Below are 13,124 nucleotides of genomic sequence, written 5' to 3' on the forward strand. Positions count from 1 at the left end.
AGCGGGGTCAATCGGATTCCCGGACAGGCTGGTAACGAATAATGGAACCTGGGGAATACCGGGGATTCAAGTAATCCGCCAAGTCCGCACTGTACAGTCGCACGATGCGCGCTCTTGTGGCTCCCAAAAATTCCACCTGCATGGAGATTCCGTTGATGACCACATCCTCAAAGGCATAGTCCATCTCTTCCACCCCGGCCAGCACATGCTCCAGAGGAAGCACCGTGTAAAGGGTCATTGAAGCGGCACCTCCATCGGACGGCCCGCCCGTCGCTCCTCCATGCGCCGGTTCAGCTCGCGGATCGCGTCCCCGATTCCGCCTACCTGATGAATCAGTCCATAACGAACGGCATCCGGACCGCCAACCGTTGCTCCGATGTCCCGAGGGACCTCCCCCGTCTTGAACAGAAGCTCCTTCAGCTTTTCCTCGGAGATGCGCGAATGAGTGACAATGAAGCGATTGACGCGCTCCTGCATTTTGTCCAGGTACTCGAAGGTCTGCGGCACGCTGATGACGAGTCCGGTCATACGAATGGGATGGATCGTCATTGTCGCCGATTCCGCGATGATGGAGTGATCCGCAGAAACCGCGATGGGCACGCCGATGCTGTGTCCTCCGCCCAGAACCAGGGTGACCGTTGGCTTCGACAGGCTCGCGATCATCTCGGCAATGGCAAGTCCCGCCTCCACGTCTCCCCCGACGGTGTTCAAGATGATCAGAACGCCCTCGATCCGCGGATTTTGTTCCGCCGCAACCAGTTGGGGGATCAGATGCTCGTATTTGGTCGTTTTGTTCTGCGGAGGCAGGATCATATGTCCTTCCACCTGCCCAATCACAGACAAGCAAAAGATATTGCTCTCCATGGTCGGTACATTGATCTGCCCCAACTGCTGAATGTTGTCGGTGGCGGCACTGCGCCGATGATCAGGACCTACTTCAGGCGGAGCTTGTTCACTCACGAATGGCACAGAAAGTCCCTCCTTCTCTTGGATGCTCCCTAGTATGCCCATTCGCACATGAAAAAAGCTCCTGTGAAAACGGGGTTACCCGTTTCAGCAGGAGCAAGTGGTCTGGATTCGGTCAAGTGACTGACTGATGGGTCCGGCTTCAAACCTCCATGATAATCGGGAGGATCATCGGCCTTCTTCTGGTTTGTTCATATAAAAAGCGTCCAAGGGCTTCTTTCACATGAGTTTTGAGGGAAGCCCACTCGTTTACATTTTCGCTCATCAACTTGGTAAGGGTGCTTGTGACGATTCGGCTGGATTCGTCCAGCAGGCCTTCGGACTCGCGGACATAGACGAACCCGCGAGAAATGATGTCCGGACCGGACAAAATCGTCTTTTCTTGCTTGCTCAGGGTTACGACCACAACCAGGATGCCGTCTTGGGACAGCAGCTTGCGGTCGCGGAGAACGATATTGCCGACATCTCCGATGCCCAGGCCATCAATGAGAATGTTGCCGGCTTGGACCTTGCCGCTCTTGCGGGCAACGCCGTTCTGTACTTCCAGAATATCGCCGTTGTCCGTCAAGAAGATATCCTCCGGCTCAATGCCGACCGATTCAGCCAGTTTGCCGTGCTGACGAAGCATACGGTACTCCCCGTGAATCGGCATGAAGTAGCGGGGACGCATCAGGTTAAGCATCAGCTTGAGCTCTTCCTGGCTGCCGTGACCCGAAACGTGGACGCCGGACACAGATCCCGGGCCGTAGATAACATGGGCTCCGAGGCGGAACAATTCGTCGACCGTCCGGCCTACGTACTTCTCATTGCCAGGGATCGGCGTTGCCGAGATGACAACGGTGTCCCCCGGAAGAATCTCCACCTTGCGATGCGTATTGCGGGCCATCCGCGTAAGAGCGGACATCGGCTCGCCCTGGCTGCCGGTGGACAGAATGACAACGCGGTCGGCCGCCATCTTATTGATTTCTTCCGGCTCGATCAGCATGCCTTCCGGGATCCGAAGATAGCCGAGCTCCGAAGCGATCGAAACCACGTTAACCATGCTTCGTCCGACAACCGTGACCTTCCGGTGATTCGCTTCCGCTGCATCGATGACTTGCTGAATCCGGTGCACATTGGAGGCGAAGGTAGCGACCACGACGCGCTGCTTGGCGCGACGGAATACATCCACCAGCTCGGCTCCAACGCTCTTCTCCGAACCCGTGTAGCCCGGACGTTCGGCATTGGTGCTGTCCGACAGCAAGAGCAGAACGCCCTTCTTGCCGATTTCAGCCATTTGGTGCAAATCGGCATATTGCCCGTTAACCGGGGTTTGATCGAATTTGAAGTCCCCGGTATGAACCACGACGCCTTCCGGGGTTTCCAGAACGATCCCGACCGAATCGGGAATGCTGTGATTCGTGCGGAAGAAGGTAGCCTTGATCGACCCGAGGGAAAGCTCCGAGTTGGCATCGATCAGAATCCGCTTCGTCTCCCCAAGGAGTCCCGCTTCCTTCAGCTTTCCTTCTACGAGTCCCAGCGTCAGCTTCGTGCCGTATACCGGCACATTCAGCTGGCGAAGGACATAAGGCAGGCCGCCGATGTGATCCTCGTGGCCGTGGGTAAGCAGAATTGCGCGAACCTTATCCCGGTTCTCGATCAGGTAGGAGATGTCGGGAATGACGATGTCAACGCCGAGCATATCCTCTTCCGGGAATTTCAAGCCCGAATCGACAACGACGATATCGTTGCCATATTGAATGCAATACATGTTTTTGCCGATCTCGCCCACGCCGCCTAGGGCAAAGACCTGAAGCTTGTCTACGTTCTTTTTAGCCAAAACAGTTCCTCCTTCTTGGATTTGGACGACGATTTTATATGCCAAACCGTATATGAACCGCACCAGTCACTTGTTTCCATTATACATGATGGAAATCATCGATGACAAGTTGATGAAGCTAGTGTGACCCTTTCACGCCGCGAACATGCCGTCCCTATTGGAAATTTTCGCAGTGTCCCCTCTCCGGCTATATGGAAAAAACCGGCGCGTATCGCACCGGTTTTGGATGGTATGGATTCAATTGGTTATCCGGATTAGCCTTGTAATTCGGGGAAGAGATCGCGGATATAGGCGCTCTCTGTTTCGGTGCAGGGCACGAGCGGCAAGCGAAGGCCACCGACCTCGAATCCATGGTGGATCAAGGCGTTCTTCACCGGTGCCGGGCTCGCTACCCGATGCGGGCAGAAGAACAAGCCTTTGAAGACAGGGTAGAGCTTACGATGAAGCTCCGCCGCTCCCTTGATGTCGCCGGACAAGTAGGTGTCGATGAGCTCCTTCATCTTCGCTCCGATCACATGACTTGCTACGCTGACGACACCGTGCGCTCCGATGGACAGGTACGGAAGGGTGAGGGCATCCTCCCCACAGTAAATCTTGAAGTCGTCCGGCAGCTCGCGGGTAAGCTGGGTGATGAAGTTCAGGTCTTCGTGAGCTTCCTTCGTCGCAACGACATTCGGCAGCTCGGCGATCCGAAGCACCGTCTCGAGCTCTACGTTAACGCCGGTACGACCTGGAATGTTATAGAGCATTACTGGGAGGTCCGACGCCTCTGCAACCGCGTGGAAGTGCTGGTAGATCCCTTCCTGAGTCGGCCGTACGTAATAAGGAGCTACGACAAGGATGCCGTCTGCCCCAACCGCCTTCGCTTTCTTGGTCATCTCCACGCTGTGAGCCGTGTCGTTGCTTCCGGTTCCCGCGATAACCTTACAGCGTCCGTTCGCGAGTCTTACCGTCTCGCGGAACAAACTCTCCTTCTCGTCGTCGGTCAGCGTACCGGACTCCCCGGTCGTACCGCTAACGATGAGGGCTTCACTTTTTTGTTCCACAATGAGGTACTCCACCAGCTTTTCCAACTGCTTATAATCCACTTGAAGATCTTTATCAAAAGGGGTAACCATCGCCGTAATCAATCTTCCGAAATCCAAAGCAGTTCCTCCGTTCCGTACTAGCATTGCAAAAATGATGAATGAAGAGCCTGCACCGCTCGAACCATATCGTGACCGCCCACGAGAACCCAGATGGTGATATTGGAGTCGGCCGATTGAAGGATCGTAATATCCTGCTCCGTTAACGCTTCGACGATCCGAGCCATAATACCGGGAACCCCATTGATTCCGCCGCCGATAACGGACACCTTGGCGCAGTTCTGGAGTACCTTCGGCGCATACCCCATAGCCTGCAGCGTGTCGACTGCTCGCTCGGCTACTTGGTCGGAGACCGTAAAGACGAGGCCGGACGGATAGACATTAATGAAATCCACGCTAATGGACTGCTGCGCCATCGCTTTAAAGACTCTAAGCTGGAGGTCGTATTGCCCCTCCTCCTGCACGATCTGGATTTGCGTAACATGCGCGACATGGGCAATCGCCGTCACCGTGCGATCGCCTACCCGTCCCCCATTCTCCCGCGCTTCCGAGATGCTCGTGACCAACGTTCCCTCCGTATCGGAAAAGGTCGAACGGACGCGGACAGGCATGTTCGCGTGCATCGCGATCTCCACGGCGCGGGGGTGAATGACCTTGGCCCCATTATAAGCCATGTTGCAGATCTCCGTGAACGAAATCTGCGGCAGTTGACGAGCATCCTGCACGATCTTCGGATCCGCAGTCAAAATCCCGTCTACGTCGGTGAAGATGTCAACAATCTCGGCATGGAGGGCAACCCCAAGCGCCGTGGCGGTCGTGTCGCTTCCTCCGCGACCAAGCGTCGTGATATCGTCTGTCGCGGTTCGGCCTTGGAAGCCGGTTACAATAACCACTTGATCCTCTTCCAGCGCCTCGACGATCCGAGCCGGATTAATCGATAGAATTTGTGCGTTGCCGAACGCGTCATTCGTCAAAATTCCCGCTTGTCCTCCATTAAAAACAGTGGCGGAAATCCCCTCCGCATGAAGCAGGCTGCACAGGGTCACGGCCGAAATCATCTCTCCGCAATAGAGCAGCAGATCTTTTTCGCGTTCGGGCAACGTCCCGCCCGCCCCATGGGCCAGTTCAAGCAGCGTATCGGTTGCATAAGGCTCACCCTTGCGCCCCATAGCAGACACGACTACAACCAGTTTATAGGATTCATCAAGCGCCTTCCGGATGTGCCGGATGACGTGTGTTCTCGCTTCCGCATTCGATACGGATGTGCCGCCAAACTTTTGCACAAGAATCCGCACGGTTCTCCCTCTTTCCACTCTTCGGATTGAACTTCAACAGCGGACACATCGGTCCGCTGTCTCATCCTTATTTTAGCCCTGCTGCACCAAATGTTCCCCGATCTGAACCGCATTCCAGGCAGCGCCCTTCAAGAGGTTATCCGATACGATCCAGAGGTTTAATGCCCGAGGATTATCCAAATCCCGACGGACGCGGCCGACGAAGGTCTCAATCTTCCCGGCGGCAGTTGATGCGAGCGGGTACCGCTGTTCGGCCGGTTCGTCTTCCAGCACGATGCCCGGCGCATTCGCGAGCAGCTCGCGAATCTCTTCCATTTCGAAATCGCTCTTCAGTTCCACATAAACGGATTCGGAGTGGCCGTAATAGACCGGAATGCGCACGCAGGTCGCCGTAACCTTGATGCTTTCGTCTCCCATGATCTTCTTCGTTTCCCGGACCATCTTCATCTCTTCATTGGTGAAGCCGTTATCGAGGAATTTGTCGATCTGCGGAATGGCGTTGAAGGCGATCTGATGCTTCACCGCCAAGGAAGAGACCGGCAGGATCTGCGGGTCCACTTCCAGGCCTTTGACCACCTGCTCGGATTGGCGGGTCAGTTCATTAATGGCGCTCGCGCCTGCACCCGATACCGCTTGGTAAGTCGAAACGATGACGCGATCAATTCCATACCGGTCATAAAGCGGCTTAAGCGTAGCGACCATCTGAATGGTCGAACAGTTCGGGTTGGCAATAACGCCCTTGTTCTTGAAAGCTTCTTCGATGTTTACTTCCGGTACGACCAAAGGGGTTTCCGGATCCATGCGGAACGCGCTGGTGTTGTCGATGCAGACGGCACCCGCTTTCACCGCCGCCGGAACCAGCTCCTTGCTGATGTCCCCGCCGGCACTGAAAAAGGCGATCTGAACGCCTTGAAAGCTGTCCGGAGTGGCTTCCTCAATGGTGACGTCTTTTCCCTTGAAGCGAACCGTTTTGCCAGCCGAACGGGCGCTCGCGAGCAATGTAAGCTCACCCACCGGGAAATCCCTCTCCTCCAACAGACGAATGATCTGCTGGCCGACCGCTCCGGTGATCCCGACAACGGCAACATTGAACAGCTTTTGTTCCGACATGCTTCCGACACTCCCTTTTTTTATGATTCTTCTATCGTATGAAAGCTGTAGACATCAGTGGAATCGCTCGATGAGGAGCGGCTGCAGCTGCTTGCCGGCCAGAGCCGCCTCGCAGGCTTCGGGAATGAGCTCCATCCTCGCGACAAGGGAATTGGGCTTCACTTCAGGGGCATCCTGGCCAAACGGTACGAAGTACACATTCTTCGTGATGAGAAGCCGCGCAATGTTCGCCGCGTTCAGCCCAAGGCCATCGTTCGTGGAGATGGCGAGTACGAGCGGCCGCTGATTGCGCAATTGCGCTTTGGCTGCCATCAGCACCGGACCATCTGTCATCGCGTTCGCCAGCTTGCTCGTCGTATTCCCGGTACAGGGCGCGATCACTAGCACGTCTAGTTTCTTTGACGGGCCTAACGTTTCGGCCTCCACAATTGTAGAAATGATATCATTTCCGGTACGTTCTTTCAACTCTTTTTGCCAGGAAGCGCTTGTTCCAAAACGGGTGTCCGTGGTCATCAAAGTTTGCGAAGCGAGCGGAACGACGGCGGCTCCCAGCGCGACCAGCCGGTCGATCACCGGCATCACCTCGGCAAAGGTGCAATGGGAACCGGTAAGTGCAAAGCCGACGGTCAATCCTTGCCAATTCATGAGGAGTCCCTCCCGTTTCCTTGGTCTTCCACTAACAATTGACTGAGGGTCTCCCCGATGATTTTCCCTGCGGTTCGCGGCGCTACGATACCAGGCAGACCGGGAGCGAGCATCGCCTTAATCCCGCGCTTCTCCGCAAAACGAAAATCCGTACCGCCCGGCTTGCTTGCCAAATCAAGGATGAAGGCATGAGCCGGGAGCTTGGCGATCACATTTGCGGTGAGCACCAGCGAGGGAATGGTATTGAAGACGAGGTCCGCCCGGCAGGCTTCATCCGCCAGGGAATCGGGATAGAACGGAGTGAACCCCATCTCCAGCGCTCGCGCATAATGCTCGGGCCGGCGGACCATGACAGCCGTTTTGGAGCCCAGGCTTTGCAGGACACGAGCCATTGTCGCTCCTGTTCGACCGAAGCCGAGTACGAGGCTGCGAGAACCGTGAATGGTGAAGTCCGTATTTTGAACCGTGATCATAAGCGCGCCTTCCGCCGTTGGAATCGAATTGAGAATGGCGACATCGTCGCGATCGAACAGCTCGGTCAGGCGAATGGAATGACGCTCGCACAGCGTTCGGAGATAAGGCTTCGCCATACCGGTAAAGAGATGCACATTCGGAGAAGCCGTCTTGGCGAGCTCATCCGTCAGGACGAGCGGTTTCGCTGAAAAGACCGAATCGATCCGTCCGGTGTCATCCGTTCCCACTGCGGGGAGCAGGATGGCATCGGTCTGCGAGATCGTCTCGGCGTTCAGTTCTGCATGCCGCACACCGCTCAGGCGGCATTCCCAGTTGTCAAATCCGACCATCTGAACGGTAGCATCCAGCTCACTGAGATGTCGGATCACCTCCAATTGTCTGGCATCCCCGCCAATGATGGTTACCCGGGTACCGGTAAGCATGAGGTCACACCCTTTTTAGACCGTATAACGTGCAGAGAGACACAATCTTTAAGCGCGTCGATAACGTATCTTATGCCCGCCTTGCCGGATGGGTGCTTTGCCTCCTCTTCCCTGAACAGCAAAAAGCCGCTGTGCACGGTCAGCACATAGCGGCTTTTCAATTCTCCATCCTCTTATCGATTCGGAAGCGACTGCACGTACTCGTCGCACAGCTTAATCAAATCCAAGGCGCGGTCGTACTCTTCTTTGGTCGTCAATGTTCCGCTCGTCGGCTCTTCGCTCTCCGGCAGCGGATAGGTTTCTCCGTCCTCATAGCCCTTGCCTGGAACGAAGATGGCCTTGTTGTTGATGAACGAGCCGGAAGGCAAGTAATACCGCTCAGGCAGAAGCTCACTGCGGTTGTTCAGGATATCTTGGCCGAATACGACCATGTTCCCCAGAGGGAGGCCGCTCAGGTTGGCGATCGTCGGCAGAAGGTCGACCTGCCCGCCAATGTGGCCGTAGGTCTTCGCTTCCAGCTTCCCGGGAACCGAAATGATGAGCGGAATGTTCATCATATCCTGATAATTGTATTCACGACCCAGGTAATCCTTCAACAAGTCCTTCTCGTAGTCCGTCAGGGAATAGATAGGCATCCCCATGTGGTCGCCGTAGAGAACGATCAAGCTGTTGTCCCAGACGCCGTTTGCCTTCAGCTCATCAATGAACTGGCCGAGGGCGTGATCCGCATAATTCTCAGCGGTGATGTAGTCCCCGACGAAGGTGTCCTGGTACTTGTCCGGCAGTTGGATCAGCCGACGCTCTGCCGGCATGTTGAACGGGTGATGACTGGACATGGAGATCACATTCGCATAAAATTTTTGCCCGCTCTTCTGCATGCGCGCCATCTCGTCCGCTGTCTTCTTATAGAGCACCGGGTCCGATGCCCCGAAGAACAGGAAGTCCTCATCCTGGAAGAAGGTTTTGTCATAATGTTTATCGAAGCCGAGTGCAGCATACAGCTCTTTGCGGTTCCAGAACTCCACATCGTTCGTGTGGAAGGTGGCCGTTTCGTAGCCTTCCTTCTTGAACAGCTTGGGCAGACTGGGAAGCTGCTTCCCCACATAGGTTTGGGCCGCCGCTCCATTGGGCGGAACAAACAGCGAAGTGTTGAGCAGGAATTCCGCATCGGATGTATTGCCCTGCCCCGCCTGCTGGAAGAAATTATTGAAGTAGACGTTCTCCTTGGCAAGCTTGTTCATGGTTGGCGTCAGCTCGATGCCGTCGATGGACTTGCCGATCAGGATGTCCTGGAAAGCTTCCAACTGGATAACGATGATGTTGCGGCCCTTCGCGATTCCGGCGAGGGTATTGGCCGTTGTCGGATCAATCGGGCTCGTTCCTTTGATCGCCTGCACCATTTGCGGGGTAACGGGAACGGCCTTCTCCGGTCCTTTTACCAGGTCAGAGGCGATGGTGTATACCTCATAGTTGAGGATGCCCATCTGTTGAGCGCGTTTGACTTCATTGACAATGTTCCGATGGACGCTAACCGCTGTAACGGAGATGACAAAGGAAAGCGCAAGTCCAATCGCTGCCCATTTGCGAAGCGCGGTCCTCTCCCGCTCTCTCCCCCAGGTACGGAAGGGACGAACGAATAGCTGCAATAGCAGCATGACCACGATGTCCACATAAATCAAAAGGAAATAGGGGTGCATCAGATGCATGACGCTGCCGCTTACCTGCGTGACTTGATTGGCCTGCTGCAGGGCTCGGTATGTCACGATAACCCCATAGTACTTGTAATACATAATGGCGGCAAAATAGATCGAGGTCAGCACGATGTTCACGATCAAGTAAGCCAAGTACTTTCGCTTGGAAGCCAGGAGCTCGATTCCAAAAAACGGCACCCACACGGAGATCAATGAGATGAGAAGCGGAAGGGCCTCGGGTTCCGCACCGAAGATGACGAACCACGACAAATAAATCTTGATAACCACGAGAACGGTGAAGACGAAGAATGGCTTCTTATAAAAAGATTGCTTCTGTTCCAGCTGCATGATTGAAGTTCCTCCCGGCCGTTAGGCGGTGCTTGTTAAAGACTGCGACGAAACGTACCGCGAATTGGCTGACAAACCCCCAGACTCGTGAGCTCTTGTCAGCAAAAGCGGATAGTCATTTCCTCGCAGCTCCTTAGTCTAGTTTCACCCGGAGCCTGTTTTTAAGTCGAAAGCTCATAGGACCATGAGCCCTCCATTTGAAAACACGTTCTGGTCGAACCACGCTTTTTCCGCCAAATTCCTAATACGGGATAAGCTTACTCCGGGTTTCCTAATTTTTCAATGACCGATATCCGATTCCACGCAAAAGGGCCACCCGTAGGGGCAGCCCCTGCTCGTTCTCCAATAACCGGAAAGCATCATTGCCAGGGGTTTATCGAGTTCCCGTATGCCCGAATCCTCCAGCGCCTCTCCCCGATTCGGGAAGCTCGTCCGCTTCTGACAATGTGACTTGAGGAACCCGTTGGAACACCATCTGGGCGATCCGCTCCCTACGATTGATGAGAAAGGGTTCACTGCCGAGATTCACAAGCAAAACCTTCACTTCTCCGCGATAATCCGCGTCGATTGTACCAGGGGAGTTCAAACAGGTGATCCCGTGCTTCAAGGCGAGCCCGCTGCGAGGACGGATTTGCGCCTCCAGCTCGGGCGGCATGGCCATTTGAAACCCGGCGGGAATGAGCGCTCGCTCTCCCGGCTTCAATTCAACCGGCTCGCTTACTGCCGCATATAGATCGAAGCCTGCAGCAAGCTCCGACATCCGCTCGGGAAGCGGTAAATCCTCGTGGCCCGAAAGTTTTTTAATGAGCACTTGATGAGACAAAGCAATCCCTCCTGACGGCCTGAACAGCCTTGTCGCTTGCGCCGACGAGCGAGGCTGCGAACGGATGGGCAAACAGCTCGCGAGTGAGCTCCCCCATCTCCTCCAGCGTGACCGCTTCAATCCGCGCGAGGATGTTATTGATGGTGTCGTGCTTGCCGAGCATGAGCTCGTTTTTGCCAACGCGGTTCATACGGCTCCCGGAGCTTTCCAGTCCGAGAATGAGGCTGCCCTTCAGCTGTTCCTTGTATCTTTTCAGCTCTTCCGGGGTTAAGCCCTCTTCCACCACTTGGCCAAGCAGCTCAAAGGTAAGCTTAAGCACCTCTTCCGTCTGTTTGGGCGCGGTGCCCGCGTAGATGGTGAACATCCCGCTGTCTGCATGAGCGGAATGATAGGAGTAGACAGAATATGCAAGCCCGCGTTTTTCACGGATCTCCTGGAACAAGCGGGAGCTCATGCCTCCTCCAATGGCATTGTTAAGCAGCACCATCGCATAGAGGCGATCATCCTTCAAGGAACATCCCGGAAGAGAAAGGCAAAGGTGGGTTTGCTCGGTTTTCTTGCTGTGCACTTCAAGGCCGGATAAAAAGGTCGGCGGCTCGGTCTCGGCTGCAGTTCCCGCATTGCGGTACGAACCAAATTTCTCTTCCAACAGCTCCAGAATGTCAGCCGGGTAGTTGCCCGCGATGGCAATGACAATATCCTCCACACGATAGCGATCCTTCATATAATGCCGAAGTGTATCGGGGGTAAAGCGTTTCAGGTTCTCCTCCGGACCCAGGATCGTTGAACCGAGCGGGTGCGTGCCGTAAGCCGCCTTGGAGATGAGGTCGTGAACCAGGTCGTCCGGTGTGTCTTCGTACATGGAGATTTCCTCCAGAATCACACCGCGTTCCTTGTCTAATTCCTCAGCATCAAAACGGGAGTGGAAGAACATATCGGCGAGCACCTCTACCGCGATGGGCAGGTGGTCATCGAGTACTTTGGCATAGTAGCAGGTATATTCCTTCGCCGTAAAGGCGTTCACGTTCCCCCCGATGCCGTCAAAGATATCGGCGATGTCCTTCGCCGTCCGCTTTTCTGTCCCTTTAAAAAGCATATGTTCGATAAAATGAGTAACGCCGTTCTGCTCGGGACGTTCGTTGCGCGAGCCAGCCTTCACCCAAATGCCGAATGAAACGGAACGCAGGGTGGGAATCGGCTCCAGAACGACCCTCAGGCCGTTGGACAATTGATGTTTGATCACGGAGTACCTCCATATTCATTGATCGAGACCGGGGCTTCTCCTGCCCCCGGAAGCGGGATACGGTCAGACCATTCCAATTGGGTGACTCGCTTGGTCGAGAGAACCTCGCTCACGGTTCCAAGTGCAAGTCCCTTTCGCTTGATGGATCGGATGACCTCCTGAAGGGCATCTCGAGTCGGCGCAGTAGGATGCATCAGGATGAGGGAGCCGGGCTCAACACGTGAATTCACTCGCCTCACGATAACGGAAGGCGCCGGTTTCTTCCAATCCACGGTATCCACGGTCCACAAGACCGTCGACAGCCCCTGCTCCTTGGCGATGCGAACCGTCTCCTCGTCGAAATCACCCGATGGCGGTGCAAACCAAACATTCTGCACCCCCAGCTTTTCCTTTAGCAGGGTCTCTGTCTTCGAAATTTCATTAGCCGCTTGGGTACGGCTCAACTGGCTCATGTTGGGATGACTGTAAGCATGATTGGAAAGTTCATGCCCGGCTGCACCAATCCGTTTGGCGAGCTCCACATTCTTCGACAGCCATGAACCGTCAAAGAAGAATGTAGCACGAACATTTTCGTTAAGCAAGGTTTCCAGCATGCCCGGCAAGTATTCCTCTCCCCACGCAACGTTGATCATGAGGGCAACCATCGGTTTTTCAGGATTGCCTTTATAGATCGGCTCCACCGCAAGGTCCTTCAGATTAATGGACGGCTTCGTCTCGCTGAACACAAAAGGAAGAGGGTCCTTCTCGCTTATTCTGCGTGCAAGGGCAAGCTTTAAGGTCTTCTCTTGGTCGACTTCGACTCCGTTGTAGCCAGGGATGGCTTTCCATACCCGATCAATTTGGGCATTGATCGGCGGAATGCTCCGATTGGCCGCCTCGGTCTGGATTCGCATGCGCAGGGCCTCTTCTTTCATGGGGGTATCGGCTGGACCGGATGACGGATAGGCAACGGCAACCTCTCCTGCCTCCCCATTGATCTTCACGGACGCCACAAAAGCATCCACACCAAGCCAAGGTCCCGAGGCCCCGATTATCGCCACCACTAAGACAAACGCGAAGATAAGGATACGATCATTCGGCTTCCGCACCACAGCCGCCTCCGTTTCAGGCCAGTACCGACCTCTTTTGCTTCATCGTATGCGGAGGAGGCCAAGCTTAGAAGGTCTGGCGAAGCACCGGGTATGCCCGAAACCGAACACAAAA

At 55.1% G+C, this 13,124-nt stretch carries 12 protein-coding genes; all 12 read right to left on the reverse strand.

Features of this window, described 5'->3' with window-relative positions; genetic code table 11:
• Window positions 1-7: 7 nt before the first annotated feature.
• Entirely contained in the window at window positions 8-238 is a 231-nt protein-coding gene (locus tag AAFN83_RS06265) for a YlzJ-like family protein (RefSeq protein ID WP_347767944.1), read from the reverse strand.
• Window positions 235-960, reverse strand: coding sequence for a ClpP family protease (locus tag AAFN83_RS06270; protein ID WP_481810487.1), 726 nt, complete (start codon window positions 958-960; stop codon window positions 235-237). The genes AAFN83_RS06265 and AAFN83_RS06270 overlap by 4 nt, the downstream gene beginning before the upstream one ends.
• 148 nt (window positions 961-1,108) lie before the next feature.
• Window positions 1,109-2,785 carry a ribonuclease J gene (locus AAFN83_RS06275; RefSeq protein WP_347767947.1) on the reverse strand — a complete coding sequence of 559 codons (1,677 nt, stop codon included), beginning with the start codon at window positions 2,783-2,785 and terminating at the stop codon, window positions 1,109-1,111.
• 254 nt (window positions 2,786-3,039) lie between these two features.
• Window positions 3,040-3,930, reverse strand: coding sequence for a 4-hydroxy-tetrahydrodipicolinate synthase (dapA, locus tag AAFN83_RS06280; protein ID WP_347767948.1), 891 nt, complete (start codon window positions 3,928-3,930; stop codon window positions 3,040-3,042).
• 20 nt (window positions 3,931-3,950) lie between these two features.
• On the reverse strand, window positions 3,951-5,165 hold the full coding sequence (dapG, locus tag AAFN83_RS06285) for an aspartate kinase (protein WP_347767949.1): 1,215 nt from the start codon (window positions 5,163-5,165) through the stop codon (window positions 3,951-3,953).
• Between the two features lie 72 nt (window positions 5,166-5,237).
• Window positions 5,238-6,275 carry an aspartate-semialdehyde dehydrogenase gene (locus tag AAFN83_RS06290; RefSeq protein WP_347767950.1) on the reverse strand — a complete coding sequence of 346 codons (1,038 nt, stop codon included), beginning with the start codon at window positions 6,273-6,275 and terminating at the stop codon, window positions 5,238-5,240.
• Window positions 6,276-6,329: 54 nt separating this feature from the next.
• A complete protein-coding gene (locus AAFN83_RS06295; protein ID WP_347767951.1) occupies window positions 6,330-6,920 on the reverse strand; it encodes a dipicolinate synthase subunit B in 591 nt (196 codons plus the stop codon).
• Entirely contained in the window at window positions 6,917-7,816 is a 900-nt protein-coding gene (dpsA, locus tag AAFN83_RS06300; RefSeq protein WP_347767952.1) for a dipicolinate synthase subunit DpsA, read from the reverse strand. The genes AAFN83_RS06295 and dpsA overlap by 4 nt, the downstream gene beginning before the upstream one ends.
• A gap of 173 nt (window positions 7,817-7,989) precedes the next feature.
• A complete protein-coding gene (locus AAFN83_RS06305) occupies window positions 7,990-9,855 on the reverse strand; it encodes an LTA synthase family protein (protein WP_347767953.1) in 1,866 nt (621 codons plus the stop codon).
• A gap of 373 nt (window positions 9,856-10,228) precedes the next feature.
• Window positions 10,229-10,678 carry a dUTP diphosphatase gene (dut, locus tag AAFN83_RS06310; RefSeq protein ID WP_347767954.1) on the reverse strand — a complete coding sequence of 150 codons (450 nt, stop codon included), beginning with the start codon at window positions 10,676-10,678 and terminating at the stop codon, window positions 10,229-10,231.
• A complete protein-coding gene (locus tag AAFN83_RS06315; RefSeq protein ID WP_347767955.1) occupies window positions 10,656-11,921 on the reverse strand; it encodes a M16 family metallopeptidase in 1,266 nt (421 codons plus the stop codon). The genes dut and AAFN83_RS06315 overlap by 23 nt, the downstream gene beginning before the upstream one ends.
• A complete protein-coding gene (locus AAFN83_RS06320) occupies window positions 11,918-13,009 on the reverse strand; it encodes a polysaccharide deacetylase family protein (RefSeq protein WP_347767956.1) in 1,092 nt (363 codons plus the stop codon). The genes AAFN83_RS06315 and AAFN83_RS06320 overlap by 4 nt, the downstream gene beginning before the upstream one ends.
• Window positions 13,010-13,124 lie beyond the last annotated feature (115 nt).

It is taken from the genome of Gorillibacterium sp. CAU 1737 (assembly GCF_039888655.1).
In the GTDB taxonomy this organism is placed as follows: Bacteria; Bacillota; Bacilli; order Paenibacillales; family NBRC-103111; genus Gorillibacterium.